The following is a 21145-nucleotide window of genomic DNA, read 5'->3' on the forward strand; positions in this document are numbered from 1 at the left end:
AAGATGCGGTTCAATCCAGAAGGGCGATTCGCAATACCTCAAGTGGCGGACTTCGGCAAGCCGGTACGTGGCCCGGATGGCGTGCACGTCCGCCCAGGTGAGGAGTACGAGTGGTGTGTCCGCCATCGCGGTGAAGGTATGCAGTACTCGATCCGTGAGACACCAGATCTGTTCAACCGAGACGACATCGCTCGACTTTCGGCACGCCAGCACCTGATCATCGACTCGGGCGCTCGCCGGCACGGGGAGGCGCTGGCAAGGAGCCTGACCGCCCGAGGCGTGGAGAGCTGGAATTATTTCGTGCCGGGTGGTGAGGGCTGCAAGACGATCGCGGAGCTGCACCGTACGTGTGACGCCATCCAGGCGGCAGCAAAGCGGCGCGACCTTGTCGTAGTGGTGGGCGGCGGCGCGGTTGCCGACCTGGCACGTTGCGTAGCCGCCTGGCTCTGGAAGGGCATGCCCCTGGTCATTGTCCCCACGACGCCGACGGCCTACGTTGATGCGAGTATCGGTGTGAAGGGTGCCCTCAACGGCGAAAATAAGAAGAACAGCATCGGTGTCTACTACGCACCGCTGCTCGTGACGCTCGACTTGGCGCTCATCCGAGGCTGTCCGCCAGATGTTGTGCGGGCCGGCATCATGGAGATCGTCAAGATGGCGGTCGTCGAGGGCGGCCTGCTGTGGAAGTCGCTGGAGCGGGTATCAGCGGACCTGCTGGCTTCCAGCTTCAATAGTTCCCAGTCGCTGGAGATCTCCCGTCTCGCGATTACCGCCATGCTCCGTCACCTGCAGCCGAACCTCCGGGAGCACAGCCTTCGTCGCCCCGTTGACCTCGGCCACCTGCTGGTCACACCGTTGGAGTTACGCGGGGGTCTGCAGCACGGAACCGCGGTGGGCATCGACCTGGCGCTGATGGCGGAGTACGCGACGGTCCTCGGCTGTATGACCGAGGATGACCGCGACCGTGTGCATGGTGCCATTCGATCAGTAGCGTCACCAATCTGTCACGAGATGGTCGACCCCGAGATGGTGTCCGAGGCCATGGAGGCGACGAGTCGGCAACGAGGTGGTGTGCTCAACCTGCCCGTGCCGGAAGGGATCGGCAACGTCCGTGTTCATGCCCAGGTGAACGCGGCCGCGATGCGCGAGGCGGTACTGCGACTTCGGGTGCGAGGGCTCGACGGGGGCATGGCCGAGATCCCGGCGGTAGCCGACGGCCACGAGACTCGACTGTCGGCCGGTGTGCCGCAATCTGCCGGTAGGTAGCGCAGCGCAGACAGGTTCATCGCTCCCATGGGACCGCCCTGTCTGGGCGCAGCCGACACGCGTCTTGAACGGACTTCTACTCGTGATAGATGGACCGACAACGCTGGGATGAGTGGCTACTTGTGGATCTGATGCATCCGGGCGCCCGCGTGATCGATGCGGAGACCGGCGAAGTGCTCAACGAAGAAATGATCTCCTGCGCGGCGGGTGATATTGGCGACGAGGCCATCGTGTTCTTGCCGATGCGGACGACCGTGCAGGCCGTTGCGCGGTATCTCGCCGCCGTCCGCGCCGGCAAGCCGGTCGCGCTTCTGGACCCCGGGCTTGACAATGCGGATCTGATCAAGCGATTCAGAACCGATCAGGTGCACCCCGAACTCGGGCTGTTGCTCACCACGAGCGGTTCGACCGGTAGGCCAAAGCTTGTTCGACTCTCCGCGGCTGCGGTGCTGGCGAACGCCGCGCAGATCGCCGATACCCTGAGCATCACCCGGCGAGACGTGGCAATCACCACACTGCCGCTCTTCTACTCGTACGGAATGTCTGTGCTCCATTCGCATCTGCTGCGCGGAGCCACCGTCGTGCTCCACCGGTCAGGGATCATGAACCGATCCTTCTGGTCCGCAGTGTCAGAGCATTCCGTGACATCGCTGGCCCTGGTGCCGCACCAATATGAGATGTTGCGGCGTCTCCGATTCGACCCGCGAAAGAATCCGACTCTCCGAGCACTCACTCAGGCTGGCGGCCAACTGAGGGCAGAACTGGTGTCTGAGTTCGCGCAACTCATGAATTCGGCCGGCGGCGAGTTCTTCGTGATGTACGGGCAGACCGAGGCGGCCCCACGAATGGCAACGATGCCACCCGGTCGTCTCGTCGGTAAGCTTGGATCGGTAGGTCAGGCGTTGCCGGGGGGCTCCTTCTCGATTGTGGATGGGGAGGTCGTCTATCGCGGTCCCAATGTGATGATGGGATACGCGGACAGCGCCTCCGATCTGATCAGAGGCGACGAAATGGGCGGTGTGCTCCACACTGGCGACCTCGGCCGTCTCGACGAGGAGGGCTTCCTCTTCCTCACCGGCCGGATCAGTCGCATCTGCAAGGTGCATGGTGTCCGGCTCAACCTAGATGGCATCGAGCGAAGCTTTCCCGTCGCCGCGCTGCCGGGCAACGACCGGATCCACGTTTTCGTCGAAATTGCCGGTGCAGCCGAGGTCAAGAAACTCCACGCCCAAATCTGCGAGAAGTTCGGATTGCGCTCCTCGACCGTCTGCATGCGTATTCTCGATGCGATCCCGCTCTTGCCCAATGGCAAGGTCGACTATCGGGCGCTCGCCTCGATCGAGCCGGAATCCCTGGCCGAGTTCGAGTCGGCCGCCGCGTTCGCTGCACCTGGTCGGGGTTCATCGCCGCCTGTACCGCTCGGCGGTTGAGGCGAGGGCCCGCTGGGTTCGTACGCCGGGGTGAATTCGGATCCGCTTGTGAGCGTGCAAGTAGCAAATGGTCAGCTTCACTTCCAGGTCAGCGCCGTAGGCGCACACCTGGGCAACCCGTAAGGACGATACATGTACCGCACGATGATGAAGTCGAAGATCCATCGAGCCACCGTCACTCAGGCCAACCTGAACTACGTAGGATCGCTCACGGTCGACAAGGACCTCATGGAAGCAGCCGACCTGCTCGCCGGCGAGCAGGTCGACGTGGTCGACATCAACAACGGCGCACGCCTGACGACCTATATCATCGAAGGCCCTCGTGGTAGTGGCGTGATCGGCATCAACGGGGCGGCCGCACGGTTGGTCAGCCCAGGCGACCTCGTGATCATCATTTCTTACGCCGGAGTTACCGACGCTGAGGCGCGGGCCCTGAGCCCGGCCGTTGTCTTCGTGGATGTCGACAATCGGGTGATGAAACTCGGTGACGATCCGGCAGACGCCCCGGCGGACACGCTGCTCACCCGGGGTGATGTGGTCGCGCACGGTCGCCTTGCGGCGGCGGACATCCGCCGGGCCGTATCCGACTGACGGGCGGTGCTGTCTAGGCAGTTGGCGTTGACGGCGGCCGACCGGGCCCGGTCGACCGCCGTCAACGCGTCGGTGGTGTCGGTCCGTTGCGCTGGACCGCCGGTCGCAAACTGCGGTGCGTGTGTGCTCCCGGGCGTAGTGTCCTGGGCTGGCGAAACAGGGCCCGGGGGAGGTGGGTGCACGTGGGCCACTCCCTGCCACCCCGGGTGAGGTCCCAAGTCGCTAGACTGTGCGCTCGCGCCCCCGTAGCTCAGGGGATAGAGCATCGGTTTCCTAAACCGTGTGTCGCAGGTTCGAATCCTGCCGGGGGCACCAGGCAATATAGAGATCATCTCTCTGATCTGGAACTTCGCGTGGCCTCACCGCTTCCGCAAGAAGCGACATCTTCTAGCACTTCTCCCCCGGGTACCCGTGGGAGGGCCGGCGCCGCCGGTGGGCCGGACCACTAGCAAGGGCCAGCAGGCGGTGACTGAGCAAGCTTGATCCATCAAGCCCTCGCTAGCCGTTAGCCGCCCTGCCGCCAGAGCTGAGCTGCGGCGGCTGAGGTTCGCCCGCGATGTGGGCGGCCGGCAGTCCGGCGATGACGTCGAGTTCCTAACCAAACGAGGGCGGTTGTAGGTGGGAGGCGCGATGCTCGTTCTGGCTGAAGGTAAGCCGGGGGGAAGCCGCCGCAGGCGTTCGTCTCGGACGAGCTGAGGGCCGGGATTGGCCGCTCTGCCACCTGGACCGCCTTGCCGGCGTCGGTCCCGTGGGGCAGCCCTTCGACGGACCCCAAGCTGCTGTGCAGAGTGCCATCGACGCCAGCCTTGCCGGTCATCGCCTTTGGGTAATCAGCAGCCCGGCAACCGCAACAGTGATCGTTTACCCCCCCAACGGCACCCACGACAACTCAACTGGTGGCTCGTGATGGCCGACGGGGCCTACTGTGGCAGCGGGGTGATCATCCCCGTACCTGGCCGATTGCCGAGGGCGACCCCTTGCCAAGCGTGAGATGAACGGCCATCACGTCCGCGCTGTCGTCGAATACGCTCTCGTTGGCAAGAAACGCTTCAGAGCTCAATGGCTAGAGTCTTGCCATTCACGAATTGACCGGGCTGTTTGCAAGGCCGTTGGCCACCACGGCAACGTCCTGGCTGCCCGTGTCGGCGAACGTAGCCAACCACCTCTTCGATTCCTGAGCTTTAGATCTAAGGTTCGAGACCGCTCGCTTGCCCTCCGCTCCTGCCTGCGAGCCGCAAGGGTGGGCTGTCAGGTTGGACAGATGGCCATGTGATTGGCGGGCACCTTCACGCCTCTCTCATGCGCTGCCATTTCTATTATAAGGTCGTACGCTGCGGGGCATCCAATTTCGCCTTGGGTGAAGGATTCGGCGAGCACTTGCGAGGTGTCTAGAGCAAATATTCCTCGTCTAAGAGCGAAATCCAAGGCGGGTCTGTCATCGGTGATGAATATACCTGAGGGCTCTCGGCGCTGGAGGTGGTAGATAACCTCCGCCTCGCCTAGGTGCTTAAGCGGGTCCGCGCTAGTTCCGCCCATCGCTTGGCGAATTAGCTCGATCTCCCGAAGCGCACGTCGATCTCCCTCCACCTCTACGGGATCACCGAGCCATAACGCCTCTTGGACGTGGCGGAGTCGTGGTTCACCGCGCCGATGCCCCTCGTCGATCTCGAATCTGACTGTCTCTGTCCAACGTGCTCGCCAACCGTACCTAATTTCTAGAAGGTCGAGCCTGTCGACGACGGCGAAGTTCCAGAGCGTGCATGTGTCGAAAAAGACGTTGCCGACTAGTGCATTCACAACGCAGGCTCCAGTGTATCCAGGTCCGCCTCCAAATCGCCTGCCACCGGATCATGCTTTGGCGGTGAAAGCTCGTCCAGCAATTGCTCGGGATCTACTCGCAGAAGTCCGGCCAATGGGCGAACGCTGATCTTGCCACCGACATACGCCTCGGCGGCGCGTACAAGGAGGTTTCCAGGTACGCGCTGGTCGTTGCGCGCCTGCAGGTCGGCAGCTCGCCCGCTTCGTAGCGCGATCCGGCTGGACGACATGGACCGAATTCGCTCGCGGGTCGCGGCATTGACCAGGCTGAGGTTGTGCAACCGGAAAGCAAGAGCATCCAGGCTGACGCCGTATATGCCAAGCATGCTCGCCACCAGCTCCTCGCTTGGGAAGGCGCGTGAAATATGGGCTTGCATGGACGCGGCCGGCATCAGGAACGCCGCCGCAAAGGCATTGGCTCGCCGCTCATCTGGGGTCTTTCGCCCGTAAAGGTTCTCATCCACGAGTAGGTCTTGTGAGTCGCCTGCAATTAGGTGGCCCAGTTCGTGGGCAAGCGTGAATCGCTGACGTGTGGCAGATACTCCACTAGCGACGATCGCCAACCGCAAACTTCCTCGTGCGATGCTTAGGCCATCGAGTCCGGCCGGCAGTGACTCGAAGCCGATGTCAACACCGACTCGCTTTTCTACAAGATCGGCCAGATCGGCTAGATCGTAAGGAAGATCTTCCGCGCCAATCCCAATTGCGTCTCGAAGTCTTTCGGCCAGCCTTTCGCCTTGCTCATGGGGGGTGGGAGCGTCACTAGAGAATGACCCAATCAAGGATCGTGATTCAAATCCTAGGTTATGCAGCAGGTTGTCCAGTTCGAGGATCTGTTGAACTCGGGTTAGCGCCTCTGCCACCGCCGGATTGGAGTTGGGCTGCGCTCGAGCCGCGAGAGCAACGACAGGCGGTTCCTCCTCGGTGAGGAGTGACTCGGCGGATACGCGGAGGGCTCTGGCGATCAGCGCGATCTCGAGGGACTTGAAGTTGCGTTGTCCGGAGAGCGCGCGGGACAACGCCGAGGGGCTGATATTCACGCTTCTGGCCAGGTCGGCCTGACTGATTCCCGCCTGGGCGATGGCCCTGGCCACCCGTTGGACGAGCGTCTCGCGAGTTACTGCCATGAACCAACAGTAGTGGTGCGTTGCGAAAATCGCAACGATACGCGGCACAAGCCGAGTAGGCAAGTAATAAAGTGCAGCCTTGTCGGATTAGTACAGATGTGCGAAGGTGTGAGGTGGTTGCCCATGCCAGCTCTGCCCCCGACAGGCCTCGCGGATGGACGGCGTAGAGGTTCGGAAGTCGGCATGCAGCAGCACTCCAGGTGGGAGCTTGGGCCCGGCCGTCGACGGTTCGATCAGAGTCCCGGTGGATCCGGCGCTAACCCGGATTCGACTTGCAGCCGACCCGATCCCGCCTCGGGCGACCTCGCAGGCCGGCGATGGCATGGATCTGGCGCCGGACAGCAGCTCGGCCTATTTGGCTTTTGTTCGTAACTCCCTGTGACTGGCGGCCGGGCTCTAAGCTCGCCGTGGGTCAGGGTGGGAAGTCGCAACGGCGGCCGCCCCCGGTGAGGCCATGGCCTCACCGGATGCGTCTTCGAGGCCCTTATGCGCTATTCGATGCCTCTGCATCGATAGCGTGTGACCTGCGGTTCCACTCTCACCCCTGGTAGGCGCAGTCTCGCGCCCCCGTAGCTCAGGGGATAGAGCATCGGTTTCCTAAACCGTGTGTCGCAGGTTCGAATCCTGCCGGGGGCACCAGGTCAGAGGCTTGATCAGCGATCACTGTTCCGCCTTGCGGGGCTTGCATGCCCGCTGCGTGCCCGATCGTCTCGCTACCTTGGCCCTCTCGCGTCCAGGTACTGAGCGACCTTAGCGTCCCTGCCGTCGACAGCGCGGGCGTAGTGACGGGTCGTCACGCTGGCGTTGGGGTGGCCGAGCCGGCGAGCGGCCACCAGAACGCCATGCGAGTCCGCCACCCAGCTTGCGTGCGTCGCTCGCAGGTCGTGAGGCCGCGGATCCCCTCGCCCGGCACCACAAGGGCTACCGGCGCTGAGGCTCTGCCCTGAAACCCGACGCTCCGCTGAGGTCCGGCTCAGCATTCACCGGCGATCGTCCAGGATATTGTGCGGTCCCGAAGGCGGGAGATGAGGGAAGTGACGCATGCGGGGACAAGGGCGGAGCAACGCCGGACGGCGCGCGGCGGGGGTGGGTGCCGGAGTCCTCGTGGGCGTGCTGATGGTGAGCGGCTGTTCGCGACCTGCCGACACCGTGGAGCGGACGGCGGAGGCACGGTCGTCGTCCTCACCGGCTGTGGCGATGCGTCTCGACAAGCCGGAGAAGCTGCTGAGCGGCTGGCCCGAGTCGATGAGCCGGAAGTTGCGCGAACAGGCACAGCAAACCTTGGGCGGCTTCAAGGCGCTTCTCGACGGCGAGCCGACTAGCGCGGTCGGCACCGCCTATGCCACTCCAGATGGGCAGTACACGGCCCTCGCCAGCGGAGTCTCCGGAAAGGTGACGAATCCGAAGGCGACCATGGACGAGGTTTTCGCCGCTCTGCCGCGGCTGTCCGATGTCAAGCCCACCCCGCCTGGCCCGATGGGAGGCGAGGCCCGCTGCGGCAAGGGCGAGACCCAGGGCGTTAACGTCGACGTCTGTGCGTGGGCGGACCGCCACAGCATTGGCATGGTGGCCTTCATCGGCTTTCCGAAGTCGGGCGACCCGGACAGCCTCTTCGTGCAGGCGCGTTCCCAACTGGAGCACCCGGTCACCTGACGTCATGAGCACGAGCATGGCGTGCCCAATTCGTGCCGGATCGGGCGGTGCCTGGGGAGTGGTGATGGCTAAGGACGGTCAGGGCGTCCCGCCGTCGCCTCTGCGAAGCGCGGGTGCGGCCGGCGAACATGCAAGGTGCTGCCGTCCATGGACACATATCCTGACGCGATCGTGGTCCACCCAGTCCTTCCGGCGATCACCAAGCCTGCGAAGAGCATGAGAAAGCAGAAGATGACAACGACACCGGTCGCGCTGCTCTCCGGCGGCAGCACGGCCGAAAAACCGATCACACCGACGAAACCGAGCAGCATCAGCCCGATACCGCTGAGCAGGCGGAGCACCCGAAGCCGTCCGCACTTCGCACAGAACGGCCAGTTCGGCACTCTCACCCGCTTCTGAAAGATCGAGGCGACGATCGCGAAGGGCAGCACGGCGAGGAGAATCAGAAGGTACGACCAGGCTGGCGGAAGCGACCGAAACGACACGGGGCGGCGGCGCGTGGCCGGGTCCCCGTGTTTGGCGCAAATCGGTGGAACGCCTTCTCCGTTGGCAACTGTCGAAGCAGGCAGACGGGCGGTCATGAGGAGCCTCCAGCTGAGCGGAGCGGCCGTCCGCGGCAGGGAGTATGCCTTACTCGATCTTGAAAGGAGGAGGCCGGCCTCCGAGTGGGACGACAGGCCCGAGGGCGTGACCAGGTCGAATCGGAGATGATGGCGGGAACATCGGTGCTCCTGGCCGAACGACGACCGGGGCAACGGGGCTACGGAGAGGCCACTCGACGCCGGCTGGAGGCCAGCGCTGCTTGGCGTCGGCTACCTGGTAACAGCCGTGCTGCTGCTCTGGCGCAAGCGCTCAGCTCGGTAGCAACGTCGAGACGCCCGCACGTCGCAGAGCGATAGGTCGGTCAGGCCGCATAGATGAGCTTGACCCCGTCCAGCGCCAGAGTGGCTGCCCGCGACCCGCGGACCCCGCTGTTGAGATTGCGCCAGCCGTTGTTGCTGGCGGCCTCGTGCACCCACCCGTCGACGACGTTGTAAATGTGCTTGACCCCGCCCACACCGAGCGCGGCCAGCGAGGTGCCCTGGGCGCCGTAGATGCCGGTCCACAGGTTGTTCCAGCCGGCGTTGCTGGCAGCCTCGTAGACCCGGCCGCCGTTGAGGGTGTAGAGGATCTTCGTGCTGCCCAGGGTGATCGCCGCTACCGCCGAGGCCGGGATGCCGGTGTTCAGGTTCCGCCAGGCGTTGGCGCTGTGCGCCTCGTGTACGTAACCGCCGACGATGCTGTAGATGTACTTGACGCCGTTCAGCACGATCACCGAGATCGAGGCCGAGCTGGCGCCACCGATGCCGGTGTTGAGGTTGCGCCAACCGTTGTTGCTGGCGGCCTCGTGCACGTACCCGTCGACGACGTTGTAGACCAGCTTTACCCCGTCGAGGTTGACCGCGGCCAGGGCGGTGCCTTGCGCGCCGTGGATGCCGGTCCAGAGGTTGTTCCAGCCGGCGTTGCTGGCGGCTTCGTTGATTCGTCCGCCGTTGAGGGTGTAGAGGATCTTCGTGCTGCCGAGGGTGATCGCGGTGGTCGCGGTGCCGGTCACCGCACCGGTGCTGCCGGATACCGGCAGGGCACGCCAGCCGGCGTTGCTGGCCGCCTCGAACACCTGACGGGGCTGGTCGGCCGGGTTCTGTTGGATGAAGACCAGCGGGCTGATCCGGGTGCCGGACGGGTCGATCATGTGCCAGTGCAGGTGTGGGCCGGTCGAGCTGCCCGAGCCGGGTGCGCCGGCCGCGCCGCCGGAGCGGCCCACTATCGTGCCGGCACCCACGCTGGTGCCGTTGGCGAGCAGGAACTGCGACAGGTGCAGGTACTGGCTGCGGTAGCCGTCCGCGTGCTGGATCGTGACGGTGTGCCCGCCGGTGCCGTTGTTGGGGGTGTTCAGGATGGTGCCGGCGCCGCAGGCCGGCAACGCCGTGCCCACTCCCATCCCGAAGTCGATGCCGCCGAGCGAGCCACGGCTGAGGTGGCCCTCCCAGGTGTCGGTGATCGGGTAGGCGCTGAACGGGTTGTAGATCGCCGGTGCCGCCTGTGCGGCCTCGGGCATCAGCAGGCCACCGGTGCTGATGGCGCCCGCGCCCAGCACCGCCGCGCGCAACATCGCCCGGCGACTCACGCCGGAAGTGGACGTGCCGTCGCCACAGCAGTTGGGTTGGTAGCCGTCAGTCATTCCCACTCCTTCTGCGCCCGCAAGGATATCTACGGAGGCTAATGGGTGGGGTGCTCTGGCGGTACCACGATCACCAGACGTTGATCAGAGCGTCGGCAGTTGTTCGGCTCGGGTGACCACCTGGTCGATGAGGCCGTACTCCCGGGCCTGCTCGGCGGTGAACCAGCGGTCCCGGTCCCAGTCGCGCTGGACCTCGTCGAGGCTACGTCCACTGTGCTGGGAGATCAGCTCCTGCATGGTGCGCTTCACGTGCAGCATGTTCTCCGCCTGGATGGTGATGTCCGAGGCGGTGCCGCCCATCCCGCCGGACGGCTGGTGCATCATGATCCGCGAGTGCGGCAGCGCGTACCGCTTGCCGGCCGCACCCGCACAGAGCAGGAACTGCCCCATCGAGCCGGCGAACCCGAGCGCCAGCGTCGCCACGTCGTTGCGCACGTAGCGCATCGTGTCGTAGACCGCCATCCCCGCGCTCACCGAGCCACCCGGCGAGTTGATGTAGAGGTAGATGTCCCGATCGGCGTCCTCGGCGGCGAGCAGCAGGATCTGCGCGCAGATCTGGTTGGCCGACTCCTCCGTCACCTCGGTGCCGAGGAAGACGATCCGCTCCCGCAACAACCGCTCGAACACATGATCACCGAAGGATGGCTGTCCGCCATCCAGCATCCGCACGCCGTACCCGATCATGTGCCGCCGCCTTCCACAGTGCCGGCGGGCGGTGGGACCGCCCGGTGAGCCGGCCCCCTCAGCGTGCGTGCGGCGGTCATGGTCGGCCCAGGGATTCTGCCGCCGGCAGATCCGCCGTCGGCAGAACCGGCGCGGCCTACGCGGCGGTCAGCCGCCGCGCACCAGCCTGGGCCGCGCCACCGTCAGCCACCGAGGGGGTACGCGGACCGGTGCGCAAGCCACCAGCGGAGGCCACCGTGCCGACACTGAGGGTTGGCTCGCTCGCCCCCGACCCGTGGTGCAGGACGAACCCACTGGTGCGTGGGCCCACCAGCAGGGTGGCGTTGCCGATCTCCCGTCGAGCCGCGTCGACTCGCTCCAGGTGGGTCAGCGCGGCGCGCGGCGCGGCCGGGAGGCGGGGCTCGACCCGGCGCATGTCGTCGCGGGCTTCCCCGAGCAGGTCGGCGAGGCTGATGCCGAGCGCCCGGCAGATCGCCGCGAGCACCTCCGAGGAGGCCTCCTTGCGGCCCCGCTCCACCTCCGACAGGTAGGGCACCGAGACGTCGGCCGCTGCGGCCACGTCACGCAGTGTGCGGCCCTGACGTTGGCGGTGGCGGCGCAGCACCCCGCCGATCACTCGTCGCAGCAACGACATGCGGGCCTCACTCTCGCGGTCGTCGTCGGGTGGCACCCCCATCATGCCCGTTTGCGTACCCGCTATGTTGTGGGCGTGCAGGCGACAGCGGGGGAGCAGGTTCGACGGTGATCCATTTTCCCGCGCAACGGCGGGGCCCACTTAGCGCGCTGAGCCTTCGGCTCGCCGCCGCCCTGGGCCTGGTCTTCGCCGTGGTCGCCGCGGTCTACCTGGGCCGGGACGGCTACCGCGATGTCAACGAGGACGGCCTCACCCTGCTCGACTGCTTCTACTACGCGGTCGTGTCGCTCTCGACCACCGGCTATGGCGACATCACGCCGGCCGCGCAGTCGGCCCGGCTGGTCAACGTCCTCTTCATCACCCCGGCCCGAGTGCTCTTCCTGATCATCCTGGTCGGCACCACCCTGGAAGTTCTGACCGAGCAGTACCGGACTGGCCGTCGCCTGTCGCGGTGGAGGAGAGCCGTGAAGGACCACGTCATCATCTGCGGCTACGGCACCAAGGGGCGCAGCGCTGTCTCCGCCCTGCTGGAGAACGGCCTGGACCGTTCGCGGATCGTGGTGGTGGAGCGCAGCGCCGCCGCCCTGCGGCAGGCCACCTCCGCCGGGCTGGTGGCGATCGAGGGCTCGGCGACCCGCTCGTCGGTGCTGAACGAGGCGCACGTCAAGACCGCCAAGGCCGTGATCATCGCGACCGACAGTGACGACGCGTCGGTGCTTGTCGCGCTGACGGTACGGCAGCTCACCGCCGGGCAGGTCCGCATCATCGCGGCGGCCCGGGAGGCAGAGAACGCCCCGCTGCTCAAGCAGAGTGGCGCACACCACGTGATCGTCTCCTCGGCCACGGCGGGCCGGCTGCTCGGCCTCTCCACCTCGGCTCCGCCGCTGATCGATGTGGTGGAGGACCTGCTCACTCCCGGCCAGGGCATGGCGCTGGCGATGCGCTCGGCAGAGCGGGACGAGGTGGGTCGCTCGCCGCGCGAGCTGGAGTCGCTGGTGATCGCTCTGGTGCGGCGGGGCAAGGTGGTCACCCTGGCCGACCGGGCCGGCGCGGTGATCGAGACCGGCGACATGCTTGTGCACGTACGCGACGACCGCCCCCAGTCGGCCACGACCGCCTGACCTGGGCTGACCGCTCCGCCGCTGTGGCGGCGTCTCAGTAGGGGTCGTCGCCGGCGCAGATCGACTCGGTGCAACTGCCCGGCGTGCCGGTGGAGGCTCGCCGGAGCAGCTCGTAGAGCGTCTCCCGCTCGGTGAGGTCCAGTGCGCTCAGCACCTCGTCCTCGGCACCGGCGAGGGCGCATTCGGCCTCGCTGAGGCGTTTCGCCCCAAATTCGGTGAGCTCGACGACGTGCCGGCGGCGGTCCTCGGGTGAGCGCCGACGCTCGATCAGCTGCTTCGCTTCCAGGTCGTTGAGCAGCCCGACGATGTTGGTGCTGTCCATTTCCAGGATGGTGGCGAGCGCCTGTTGACCGGTGCCGCCGCCGGCGCGCAGCACGGTCAGCGCGACCAGGTGCCGGGGGCGTAGCCCGAGCGGTGCCAGCACCGACTCCGACCGCAGCCGCATCCGCCGGGCCAGATGGTCCAGGAGCGCGCCCGAGCGGTGCTCCGAGGGGTCGAGCGGCGGGGCGGACATGTGACCGAGTCTACCGATCGAAGGGAACATCGTCCTGCTATAAATAGTTGGTGCTGCACAGACGATCCTTGGAGGAGGAATAATGCACCTGCTGCATATTGACTCGAGCATTCGCGGTGACTGGTCGGTCAGCCGGCGGCTCACCGCCCGCGCGGTCGACGCGTGGCGCGCGGCCCACCCCGATGGCACCGTGACCTACCGTGACCTGGGCGCCGAGCCGCTGCCGCACCTGGACTCGGCCGGCGGCCTGGCCCGGATGACGCCGCCCGACCAGCACACCCCGGAGCAGCGCGCATCCTGGGAGCTCAGCGAGCGCCTGGTCGACGAGGTGAAGCAGGCCGACGTGGTGCTGCTCGGCCTCCCGCTCTACAACTACGGCGCTCCCAGCAGCGTCAAGGCGTGGGTCGACCACCTGATCGTGCCCGGCCTCGCGTACGACCCGACGACCCAGGCGGGCCTGCTCGGCGACCGCGAGTTCGTGGTGCTGGCCACCCGGGGTGGCGGCTACGGCGAGGGCACCCCGCGCAACGGCTGGGACCACGCCGAGCCTTGGCTCCCGCACGGTCTGTCCATGACCGGCATGCAACCGCGCTTCATCAGCGCTGAGCTGACCCTGGCGCCCGCCGTCCCCGCGATGGCCGAGCTGATCCCGCTGCACGAGGCGAGCCTCGTGGCAGCCGAGAAGGAGATCGACAACCTCTGGCAGCCGGCCTCCGCCCAGCGCTGAGGCAGCGCCGCTACGACGAGAGCGGCCGTCCCCGATCCGGGGGCGGCCGCTCTCGTCGTTACAGATGGATCAGAGGATGGTCCAGGTGTCGCCGCTGCCCAGCAGGCCGGCGAGCTGCTGCTCGGGGGTCTCGGTGACCTTGGCCTTGGCGGCCGCGAGCTGACTCTGCACCACGCTGTCGTAGGACGGTCGGGCCACCGAGCGGAACACCCCGATCGGAGTGTTGCGCAGGTCCAGGCCGGGCAGCCGGGACAGCGCGAAGGCGTACGCCGGGTCGGTCACCGTCGCGTCGTGCACGACGATCTCCTCCGGGCGAACCGAGCTGGTCTCCCGGACCTCCAGGCCGAAGCCGCCCGGCGGGTGCACCACGCAGAACTGCCCCTCAGCGCCGAAGGTGATCGGCTGGCCGTGCTCCAGGCGGATCAGGTAGTCGTCCCGCGTGGACGGGTCCTTGAGCTGCTCGAACGCCCCATCGTTGAAGATGTTGCAGTTCTGGTAGATCTCCACGAAGGCCGAACCCTCGTGCTCGGCGGCGGCCCGCAGCACCGACTGCAGGTGCTTGCGGTCGGAGTCGATGGTCCGGCCGACGAAGCTGGCCTCCGCGCCGAGCGCGAGCGAGAGCGGGTTGAACGGGGCGTCCGCCGAGCCGGCCGGGGTCGACTTGGTGACCTTGCCGACCTCGGAGGTGGGCGAGTACTGACCCTTGGTCAGACCGTAGATCCGGTTGTTGAACAGCAGGATCTTGAGGTTGACGTTGCGCCGCAGCGCGTGGATCAGGTGGTTGCCACCGATCGAGAGCGCGTCACCGTCGCCGGTCACCACCCAGACCGACAGGTCCGGCCGGGACACCGACAGGCCGGTCGCGATCGCCGGGGCTCGGCCGTGGATCGAGTGCATGCCGTACGTGTTCATGTAGTACGGGAAGCGGGACGAGCAGCCGATCCCGGAGACGAAGACGGTGCGCTCCCGGGGGATGTTCAGCTCCGGCATGAACTGCTGGATGGCCGCCAGGATTGCGTAGTCACCGCAGCCGGGGCACCAGCGCACCTCCTGGTCGGACTTGAAGTCCTTCGCGGTGAGCTTGAGGGCGACGGGCTCAGACATTCTTCAGGACCTCTTCCAGCGTCGTCTCCAGCTCGGCCGACGTGAACGGCAGGCCGCGGACCTGGTTGTAGCTGATCGCGTCGACCAGGTATCGGGCCCGGATGACGTGGGCGAGCTGGCCCAGGTTCATCTCCGGGATGACCACCCTGTCGTACGAGCGCAGCACCTCGCCGAGGTTGGCCGGCATCGGCGCCAGGTGTCGCAGGTGCGCCTGGGCGATGGACAGGCCGCGTTGGCGGACACTGCGGCACGCCGCGCCGATCGGCCCGTACGTCGAGCCCCAGCCGAGGACCAGCACCCGAGCGTCGCCGTCCGGGTCCTCCACCTCGATGTCCGGCACCGGGATCGTCTCGATCCGGGCGGCCCGGGTGCGCACCATGAAGTCGTGGTTGGCCGGGTCGTAGGAGATGTCCCCGGTCTTGTCGGCCTTCTCCAGACCGCCGATCCGGTGCTCCAGGCCCGCCGTGCCGGGGATCGCCCATGGCCGGGCCAGGGTCTCCGGATCACGCAGGTACGGCAGGAAGGTGGTGCCGTCCTCGCCGTTGGGCTCGGTGGCGAACTCGACCCGCAGGTCGGGCAGCGACTCCACGTCGGGCAGCAGCCACGGCTCCGATCCGTTGGCGACGTAGTTGTCGGACAGCAGGATCACCGGGGTGCGGTAGGTCAGCGCGATCCGGGCCGCCTCCAGTGCCGCGAAGAAGCAGTCCGACGGTGACCGAGGCGCGATCACCGCGACCGGCGCCTCGCCGTGCCGACCGTAGAGCGCCATGTTGAGGTCGGCCTGCTCGGTCTTGGTCGGCATGCCGGTCGACGGGCCGGCGCGCTGCACGTCCACGATCACCAGCGGCAGCTCCAGCGCCACCGCGAGCGAGATCGTCTCGCTCTTGAGCGCCACGCCGGGGCCACTGGTGGTGGTGACGCCGAGCGACCCGCCGTAGGAGGCGCCCAACGCCGCGCCGACGGCGGCGATCTCGTCCTCGGCCTGCACGGTGAGAACGCCGAAGCGCTTGTGCTTGCTCAGCTCGTGCAGGATGTCCGAGGCGGGCGTGATCGGGTACGCGCCGAGGAAGACCGGCAGCCCGGAGCGGACCCCGGCGGCGACCAGCCCCAGGGAGAGCGCCGCGTTGCCGGTGATGTTGCGGTACGTGCCCGGCTTCATCTTCGCCGGCTTGACCTCGTAGCGGACCGCGAAGTCCTCGGTGGTCTCGCCGAAGTTCCAGCCGGCCTTGAAGGCGGCGACGTTCGCCGCGACCAACTCCGGGCGTTTCGCGAACTTGGTCTCCAGGAAGCGCAGCGTCGACTCGTAGGGACGCGAGTACATCCAGGAGAGCAGGCCGAGGGCGAACATGTTCTTCGACCGCTCGGCGTCCTTCTTGGACACCTGGTGGGCGGCGAGCGCGCCGACGGTCATCGAGGTCAGCGCCACCGGGTGCACGACGTAGCCGGCCAGCGAGTCGTCGTCCAGCGGGCTGGTCTGGTAACCGACCTTGGCGAGGTTGCGCTTGGTGAACTCGTCGGTGTTGACGATGATGTCCGCGCCGCGCGGCAGATCGGCCAGGTTGGCCTTGAGGGCCGCCGGGTTCATCGCCACCAGCACGTTGGGCGCGTCGCCCGGGGTGAGGATGTCGTAGTCGGCGAAGTGCACCTGGAAGCTCGACACGCCGGGCAGGGTGCCGGCGGGAGCCCGGATCTCGGCGGGAAAGTTTGGCAGCGTGGAGATGTCATTGCCGAGCTGCGCCGTCTCCGAGGTGAACCGGTCGCCGGTCAGCTGCATGCCGTCGCCGGAGTCACCGGCGAACCGGATGACCACCCGGTCGAGTTGACGGATCTGCTTGGTCACTGTGCCACCTTCGTTCGCGACTGCGGGGCTCGCCCGGCCACGGAACCTCCTTGACGCAACGTTTCACCGCACCGCCCCAGGCTGGTCCGGTCGCTGTCGTTCCTCACCTGAGAGCCTACGTCTAAGGGAGCCCTAACCATCCCCGGAGGTCCGCCGACTGGGACCACGTAGGGTCGAGAAACACCCCTTTTTGCGCTGTTACGCCCCGCCCGCCGTAATTCAGATCACCAACAGGCCGTCCGTCGATCAGTCGGTGGGGCGGGGTGCGCGCTTGGGTGCCAGGCCGCTGAACCGGCGACGCAGCGAGGTCGTGGCCAGCGTCAGAGCCAGCACCACAAGCAGCGTGGAGACCACGATCAGGATGACCGCGGTGCGCTGCACCGAGGTCAACCCGCCGTCTCCGGTCGCGGCACCGGCAGGGAGTACGCCCTGCGAGCCGGTCGGCGCGGGCGCGGAGACCACCGGCGTGGCCAGGGCGGCCGCCGCGGTGATCCGGAAGCTCATCTGCACCCGACGGGCCGGGCCGCTGCGGGGATCGAGTTGACCGACCACGGCGCCGGACAACGGCGCTTCCCGCTGGGCCTGCGGCGTCGCCTCCACCGGCAGCTGCACCTCGGCGGCCGTGCCCGCCAGCACCAGGCCGGCGTCACAGCGGGTACGCGTCTCCTCGACCGCCACGCAGCCGAGCGGTGGGGTCGGCACGGTCACCCCGGCGGGCAGGACGACCTCGACCTGGCCAGCGGCGTCCACCGTGCCGGTGTTGCCCAGCCGGAGCGTGAGGGTGCTGGGGCTGCCGCTGATGTCGAAGACCACCTCGTCGGCGGCGAGCGCGATCCCGGGCGCCGGCGGGCCGGGTGGGAAGAGCACCGCGAAGCCCTGGTCGTCGGTCGCCTCCCCGGGCACCCCCGGCGCACCCGCGACGACCTGGACGGAGCCACTGAGCGGCATCTGCTTCCACGCCGTGCCAGCGACTCGCAGGTGGAGCAGAGTGCTGAACCGTACGCCGGCCTCGGCCGTCCAGGCCCCACAGCGGTACGCCCCAGCGCCGACGGCGGCGCAGCCCTTAGTGCCGGCGTCGGTCAGCCCGGCCGGCAGCGTGTACGAGAGTTGGATCCGTTCCGCGGTGGTGCCGGTGTTGTGCACCGTGACCTGCAAGGTGGCGGCCATGCTCGCCGAGTTCCAGTACGCCTCGCTGAGGGTCACGTCTGCGGTGCTGACCTGTACGCCCAGCGGGCTCTGCGGCGGCGCTGCCGAACCCGGTGCCGGCGGGCGGACCGACGTGACCGGCGGAGCCGGAGCGGTCGGCGGGATCGGGCGTACCGTCGGCCCGGGTGGCGCTGGGTTCGACGGTCGGGTGCTGGTGCCCGGTGTGGGAGCGACCGTGGTCGGTGTCGGTGGGACCTCTGGGGCGGTGGTCACCGGTGCCGGTGGCGTCGTCTCCGGTGGTGGCGCGGAGGTCTCCGGTGCCGGGTCGGTCGGCCCCGGCTCGCCGCCCGTCACCTCGGTCGGGGTGGGCTCCGCCGGGCCGGTCGGGGGCTCCTCGCCTCCCGGCCCGTTGGCGGGGTCGGTAAGTGTCACGACCGGGTCCGCGTCCGGTGTGGCCGCGTCGGCCCAGGCCGGCCCCACGGCGAGCGCCGCGACCAGGCCGAGCGCGAACGCCGTCGCCAGCAGGGACGTGGGACGCAGCCCCTCCGCCCGGTTGCCGGGCGATGCCTTGACGCGGGCCATCTGTCCTCCGGTGACATGGGTGGGGTGTCCAATGTTCGGTAACAGTTGCCCTAGCGCACTAGTCCCATCTGGAAACAAATTCGTAACGTGTTTGGGACGGCCCGTCCGGGCAGACGGTAGGCTGCCGACTGTGACCGGATACCTGGGCTCGTACGCGACGCTCGGGCTCCTGCTGCTCGCCAGCGTTCTCTTCTTCGTTACGGCGTTCTCGGCCAATCGGGTGTTACGCCCCGCGCGTCCGGCCGACCCCCCTGGTAAGCGGGCCAGCTACGAGTGCGGGCTCGACCCGGTCGGTGCCGACTGGGCGCAGGTGCAGATCCGCTACTACGTGTACGCCTACCTGTACGTGCTGTTCGCGGTCGAGGCGGTGTTCCTCTTCCCCTGGGCGGTGGTCTTCGACCGACCGGGCTTCGGCCTGGTGACGGTGGTGGAGATGGCGGTCTTCGTGGCGGTGCTCGCGCTCGGCATTCTCTACGCCTGGCGTAGGAACATCCTCCGCTGGACCTGAGCGCGTTCAGGCCAGTCCCCGGCGGGTCGCCGTGGGCGGGCGGTCGCCTCGGATCGAGGCCACCATGTCCAGCACCCGACGGGTCGGGCCGACCTGGTGGGCGCGGAAGACCCGGGCGCCCAGCCAGGCCGAGACCGCCGTCGCGGCGAGCGTCCCCTCCAGCCGTTCGGCCACCGGCAGGCCCAGGGTCTCACCGATGAAGTCCTTGTTGGAGAGCGCCACCAGCACCGGCCAGCCGGTCCCGGTCAGCTCGTCCAGACGTCGAGTGATCTCCAACGAGTGCCGGGTGTTCTTGCCGAAGTCGTGCGCCGGGTCGATGAGGATGCCGTCCCGGCGTACCCCGGCCGCCACCGCGCGCTCGGCGAGCCCGGTCACCGTCGCGACCACGTCGGAGACCACGTCGGCGAAGGCGGCCCGGTGCGGCCTGGTCCGTGGCGTCAGGCCGCCGGCGTGTGAACAGACCAGGCCGGCGCCGGTCTGCGCGGCCACCCGGACCAACGTCGGGTCGGCACCCGACCAGGTGTCGTTGAGCAGGTCCGCTCCGGCCGCCACGGCCTCCGTCGCCACCTCGGCACGCCAGGTGTCGATGGAGATCACCACCTCCGGAAACGCGGCTCGAACGGCGGCGATGGTGTCCACCGTCCGCCGGATCTCCTCGGCCACGTCCACGTCCGCACCGGGGCCGGCCTTGACCCCGCCGATGTCGATGATGGCCGCGCCCTCGTCCACCGCCCGTTCCACCGCACGCAGAGCGCTGTCCGCGGCGTAGGTGGCCCCCCGATCGAAGAACGAGTCCGGTGTGCGGTTGATGATCGCCATCACCACCAGCTCGCCCGGGGCGAACGTGTGCCCACCGAGCCGAAGCGCCCCGGCCATGCCCGCCTCCTGGAAGTTCGCGCCGTCGCCGCCGCGTCGGCCGGTCCCGACGCTAGTCGGTCGTCCGTCCGCGATTCCGGGCGGGCGGCGGCAGCGATCGTGATCGAGGTGGGTGGCGGGGGTCGCTCCGAGCCGGCAGCCATGCCACGATCAGTGCATGGGTCACCTTCTGCTCCTCCTGGTCGTGGCGTTGACCGTCGCGGCGGTGATATTCGGTGTGACGGTGCTGGTCAGCGGCCGTGATCCCGGCCTGGTGCCGGCCGAGCCGGATTCGCAGGCCGTGGCGTTGCCGGGCACCCGCCCGCTGCGCGAACCCGATGTGGGGGCGGTCCGTTTCGACACCGCGCTGCGCGGGTACCGGATGGACCAGGTCGATCAGGCGATGCGTCGCGCCGCCTACGACATCGGATACAAGTCCGAGCTGATCGGCGTACTGGAGTCGGAGGTCATCGCGTTGCGTGAGGGACGCACCGACGACGCGGACGTGCTGCGCCAAGCCCGTGAGCAGTCCGCCAACAAGGTGCCCACCGCGGACACGGCGGAGCCGGGCAAGCCGGCGGAGCCCGGTAAGGACGCGCCGCTGACCGGCGAGGCGGGCTCGGCCCCGGTCGGCTCGACGGCCCCCGGCCCGTTGCCCACCGCCACCTCGTCTCCGGCGGATTCCGACGGCGTGGCGCCTGCCGTCGCCCCCGCCGACGACGAGTCGGCCGATCGTGAGCAGACCGCCGGCGTGCCCGCCGACGGCACCGAGCAGCGCGACGCGGTGGTTCGGTCGGAGTCGGCGTGACCGACCCGGAGGGCGCTGACGATCTTCGGGAGGCGGCCCAACCCGGTGCCGGTGAGGTGACCGCCACGGTGATCGTCAACGCCCCGGCGGAGCGGGTCTTTGCCGCGTTGCTCGCCTGGGAGCGTCAGTCCGACTGGATCCCGTTCACCCAGGTCCGGGTGGTCGAGGGTGACGGACGCGAGGGCAGTCGGATCGAGGCGGTGACCGCGCTCGGCCGGGCGACACTGCGCGACGAGATGCGGGTGGTCCGGGTCGACGAGCCGTACGAGATCGCCGTGGTTCACCACGGCCAGTTGCTGCGCGGCCCGGGGGTGCTGCGCTGCACCCAGCTGGGCCAAGCCCGCACGCAGGTCGTCTGGCACGAGTGGTTCCACCTGCCGGGCGGCCGGGCCGGTCGGCTGGCGTGGCCAGTGCTCTGGCCCGGCTCCAAGCTCGGCCTCACCCAGGCGCTGAAGCGGTTCGCCCGTCTGGTCGAGCAGGGCCAGCTGCCCTGACCGTGCGGCCCGGTGCCGGCGG

The 21145-nt window shown here is 67.9% G+C and carries 20 protein-coding genes and 2 tRNA genes; 11 read left to right on the top strand and 11 right to left on the bottom strand.

Features of this window, described 5'->3' with window-relative positions; genetic code table 11:
- The first annotated feature begins 3 nt into the window (after nucleotides 1-3).
- The 4 genes from IF46_RS0102030 to IF46_RS0102045 all read left to right on the top strand — a co-directional run bounded on the left by IF46_RS0102030 (nucleotide 4) and on the right by IF46_RS0102045 (nucleotide 3602).
- Entirely contained in the window at nucleotides 4-1266 is a 1263-nt protein-coding gene (locus IF46_RS0102030; RefSeq protein ID WP_084597720.1) for an iron-containing alcohol dehydrogenase, read from the top strand.
- Between the two features lie 89 nt (nucleotides 1267-1355).
- Nucleotides 1356-2696, top strand: a complete 1341-nt coding sequence (locus tag IF46_RS0102035; RefSeq protein ID WP_198041330.1) for an AMP-binding protein — start codon at nucleotides 1356-1358, stop codon at nucleotides 2694-2696.
- 132 nt (nucleotides 2697-2828) lie between these two features.
- Nucleotides 2829-3287: an aspartate 1-decarboxylase gene (gene panD, locus IF46_RS0102040; RefSeq protein WP_051723574.1), complete on the top strand. Its 459-nt coding sequence runs from the start codon at nucleotides 2829-2831 to the stop codon at nucleotides 3285-3287.
- Between the two features lie 239 nt (nucleotides 3288-3526).
- Nucleotides 3527-3602 (top strand) — tRNA-Arg (locus IF46_RS0102045).
- Between the two features lie 933 nt (nucleotides 3603-4535).
- On the opposite strand, the gene IF46_RS34185 is transcribed toward IF46_RS0102045, so the two are convergent.
- Together IF46_RS34185 and IF46_RS33550 are read right to left on the bottom strand one after the other, a co-directional pair.
- Complete coding sequence (locus IF46_RS34185) at nucleotides 4536-5084, bottom strand: hypothetical protein (protein ID WP_157562511.1); 549 nt, start codon at nucleotides 5082-5084, stop codon at nucleotides 4536-4538.
- Complete coding sequence (locus tag IF46_RS33550) at nucleotides 5081-6232, bottom strand: XRE family transcriptional regulator (RefSeq protein WP_084597722.1); 1152 nt, start codon at nucleotides 6230-6232, stop codon at nucleotides 5081-5083. The genes IF46_RS34185 and IF46_RS33550 overlap by 4 nt, the downstream gene beginning before the upstream one ends.
- A 563-nt stretch (nucleotides 6233-6795) precedes the next feature.
- On the opposite strand from IF46_RS33550, the gene IF46_RS0102060 reads away from it, so the two are divergent.
- A tRNA-Arg gene (locus IF46_RS0102060) sits at nucleotides 6796-6871 on the top strand.
- A gap of 465 nt (nucleotides 6872-7336) precedes the next feature.
- The gene (locus IF46_RS33020) at nucleotides 7337-7885 is read left to right on the top strand and encodes a hypothetical protein (RefSeq protein ID WP_157562513.1); all 549 of its coding nucleotides are present in this window, start codon (nucleotides 7337-7339) and stop codon (nucleotides 7883-7885) included.
- 68 nt (nucleotides 7886-7953) lie between these two features.
- Here the strand turns inward: IF46_RS33020 and IF46_RS0102070 are convergent, their stop codons facing one another.
- From IF46_RS0102070 to IF46_RS35705, 4 genes are all read right to left on the bottom strand, one after another.
- Nucleotides 7954-8466 (bottom strand): hypothetical protein, encoded by a 513-nt coding sequence (locus IF46_RS0102070; RefSeq protein WP_157562515.1) that lies wholly within the window; start codon nucleotides 8464-8466, stop codon nucleotides 7954-7956.
- 323 nt (nucleotides 8467-8789) lie between these two features.
- Nucleotides 8790-10106 carry a M23 family metallopeptidase gene (locus IF46_RS33025; RefSeq protein ID WP_084597723.1) on the bottom strand — a complete coding sequence of 439 codons (1317 nt, stop codon included), beginning with the start codon at nucleotides 10104-10106 and terminating at the stop codon, nucleotides 8790-8792.
- 84 nt (nucleotides 10107-10190) lie between these two features.
- The gene (locus IF46_RS0102080; protein WP_030486531.1) at nucleotides 10191-10790 is read right to left on the bottom strand and encodes a ClpP family protease; all 600 of its coding nucleotides are present in this window, start codon (nucleotides 10788-10790) and stop codon (nucleotides 10191-10193) included.
- A gap of 136 nt (nucleotides 10791-10926) precedes the next feature.
- Nucleotides 10927-11424, bottom strand: coding sequence for a helix-turn-helix domain-containing protein (locus tag IF46_RS35705; RefSeq protein WP_030486532.1), 498 nt, complete (start codon nucleotides 11422-11424; stop codon nucleotides 10927-10929).
- 107 nt (nucleotides 11425-11531) lie between these two features.
- Between IF46_RS35705 and IF46_RS0102090 the strand changes: the two genes are divergently transcribed.
- Nucleotides 11532-12545, top strand: a complete 1014-nt coding sequence (locus IF46_RS0102090; RefSeq protein ID WP_030486533.1) for a potassium channel family protein — start codon at nucleotides 11532-11534, stop codon at nucleotides 12543-12545.
- Nucleotides 12546-12579: 34 nt separating this feature from the next.
- Here IF46_RS0102090 and IF46_RS0102095 read toward each other — a convergent pair whose 3' ends face one another.
- Nucleotides 12580-13059 (bottom strand): MarR family winged helix-turn-helix transcriptional regulator, encoded by a 480-nt coding sequence (locus tag IF46_RS0102095; protein ID WP_030486534.1) that lies wholly within the window; start codon nucleotides 13057-13059, stop codon nucleotides 12580-12582.
- Between the two features lie 82 nt (nucleotides 13060-13141).
- Here IF46_RS0102095 and IF46_RS0102100 point away from each other — a divergent pair, with 82 nt between their 5' ends.
- Nucleotides 13142-13786: an FMN-dependent NADH-azoreductase gene (locus IF46_RS0102100; protein WP_232233904.1), complete on the top strand. Its 645-nt coding sequence runs from the start codon at nucleotides 13142-13144 to the stop codon at nucleotides 13784-13786.
- A 69-nt stretch (nucleotides 13787-13855) separates the two neighbouring features.
- Here IF46_RS0102100 and IF46_RS0102105 read toward each other — a convergent pair whose 3' ends face one another.
- The 3 genes from IF46_RS0102105 to IF46_RS0102115 all read right to left on the bottom strand — a co-directional run bounded on the left by IF46_RS0102105 (nucleotide 13856) and on the right by IF46_RS0102115 (nucleotide 18458).
- On the bottom strand, nucleotides 13856-14890 hold the full coding sequence (locus tag IF46_RS0102105; RefSeq protein WP_030486536.1) for a 2-oxoacid:ferredoxin oxidoreductase subunit beta: 1035 nt from the start codon (nucleotides 14888-14890) through the stop codon (nucleotides 13856-13858).
- The gene (locus IF46_RS0102110; protein ID WP_030486537.1) at nucleotides 14883-16730 is read right to left on the bottom strand and encodes a 2-oxoacid:acceptor oxidoreductase subunit alpha; all 1848 of its coding nucleotides are present in this window, start codon (nucleotides 16728-16730) and stop codon (nucleotides 14883-14885) included. Before IF46_RS0102110 ends, IF46_RS0102105 begins: the two co-directional genes overlap by 8 nt.
- A gap of 246 nt (nucleotides 16731-16976) precedes the next feature.
- Nucleotides 16977-18458: a hypothetical protein gene (locus tag IF46_RS0102115; protein WP_051723576.1), complete on the bottom strand. Its 1482-nt coding sequence runs from the start codon at nucleotides 18456-18458 to the stop codon at nucleotides 16977-16979.
- A gap of 130 nt (nucleotides 18459-18588) precedes the next feature.
- On the opposite strand from IF46_RS0102115, the gene ndhC reads away from it, so the two are divergent.
- Nucleotides 18589-18966, top strand: coding sequence for an NADH-quinone oxidoreductase subunit A (ndhC, locus tag IF46_RS0102120; protein ID WP_030486539.1), 378 nt, complete (start codon nucleotides 18589-18591; stop codon nucleotides 18964-18966).
- A gap of 6 nt (nucleotides 18967-18972) precedes the next feature.
- On the opposite strand, the gene folP is transcribed toward ndhC, so the two are convergent.
- On the bottom strand, nucleotides 18973-19842 hold the full coding sequence (gene folP, locus IF46_RS0102125) for a dihydropteroate synthase (RefSeq protein ID WP_030486540.1): 870 nt from the start codon (nucleotides 19840-19842) through the stop codon (nucleotides 18973-18975).
- Nucleotides 19843-19999: 157 nt separating this feature from the next.
- Between folP and IF46_RS0102130 the strand changes: the two genes are divergently transcribed.
- Both IF46_RS0102130 and IF46_RS0102135 read left to right on the top strand, forming a co-directional pair.
- A complete protein-coding gene (locus IF46_RS0102130; RefSeq protein ID WP_030486541.1) occupies nucleotides 20000-20629 on the top strand; it encodes a DivIVA domain-containing protein in 630 nt (209 codons plus the stop codon).
- Nucleotides 20626-21123, top strand: coding sequence for an SRPBCC family protein (locus tag IF46_RS0102135; protein ID WP_030486542.1), 498 nt, complete (start codon nucleotides 20626-20628; stop codon nucleotides 21121-21123). Before IF46_RS0102130 ends, IF46_RS0102135 begins: the two co-directional genes overlap by 4 nt.
- Nucleotides 21124-21145 lie beyond the last annotated feature (22 nt).

It is taken from the genome of Micromonospora chokoriensis, assembly GCF_000718555.1.
In the GTDB taxonomy this organism is placed as follows: domain Bacteria; phylum Actinomycetota; class Actinomycetes; order Mycobacteriales; family Micromonosporaceae; genus Micromonospora; species Micromonospora chokoriensis_B.

Bases quoted from the DNA above. Each gene is read 5' to 3' on its own strand.
- IF46_RS0102130 (WP_030486541.1), top strand. From the start codon at position 20,000: ATGGGTCACCTTCTGCTCCTCCTGGTCGTGGCGTTGACCGTCGCGGCG.
- IF46_RS33025 (WP_084597723.1), bottom strand. From the start codon at position 10,106: ATGACTGACGGCTACCAACCCAACTGCTGTGGCGACGGCACGTCCACT.
- IF46_RS33550 (WP_084597722.1), bottom strand. From the start codon at position 6,232: ATGGCAGTAACTCGCGAGACGCTCGTCCAACGGGTGGCCAGGGCCATC.
- panD (WP_051723574.1), top strand. From the start codon at position 2,829: ATGTACCGCACGATGATGAAGTCGAAGATCCATCGAGCCACCGTCACT.
- IF46_RS0102070 (WP_157562515.1), bottom strand. From the start codon at position 8,466: ATGACCGCCCGTCTGCCTGCTTCGACAGTTGCCAACGGAGAAGGCGTT.
- IF46_RS0102035 (WP_198041330.1), top strand. From the start codon at position 1,356: ATGGACCGACAACGCTGGGATGAGTGGCTACTTGTGGATCTGATGCAT.
- IF46_RS0102080 (WP_030486531.1), bottom strand. From the start codon at position 10,790: ATGATCGGGTACGGCGTGCGGATGCTGGATGGCGGACAGCCATCCTTC.
- folP (WP_030486540.1), bottom strand. From the start codon at position 19,842: ATGGCCGGGGCGCTTCGGCTCGGTGGGCACACGTTCGCCCCGGGCGAG.
- IF46_RS0102100 (WP_232233904.1), top strand. From the start codon at position 13,142: ATGCACCTGCTGCATATTGACTCGAGCATTCGCGGTGACTGGTCGGTC.
- IF46_RS35705 (WP_030486532.1), bottom strand. From the start codon at position 11,424: ATGTCGTTGCTGCGACGAGTGATCGGCGGGGTGCTGCGCCGCCACCGC.
- IF46_RS0102105 (WP_030486536.1), bottom strand. From the start codon at position 14,890: ATGTCTGAGCCCGTCGCCCTCAAGCTCACCGCGAAGGACTTCAAGTCC.
- IF46_RS0102095 (WP_030486534.1), bottom strand. From the start codon at position 13,059: ATGTCCGCCCCGCCGCTCGACCCCTCGGAGCACCGCTCGGGCGCGCTC.
- IF46_RS0102115 (WP_051723576.1), bottom strand. From the start codon at position 18,458: ATGGCCCGCGTCAAGGCATCGCCCGGCAACCGGGCGGAGGGGCTGCGT.
- IF46_RS0102030 (WP_084597720.1), top strand. From the start codon at position 4: ATGCGGTTCAATCCAGAAGGGCGATTCGCAATACCTCAAGTGGCGGAC.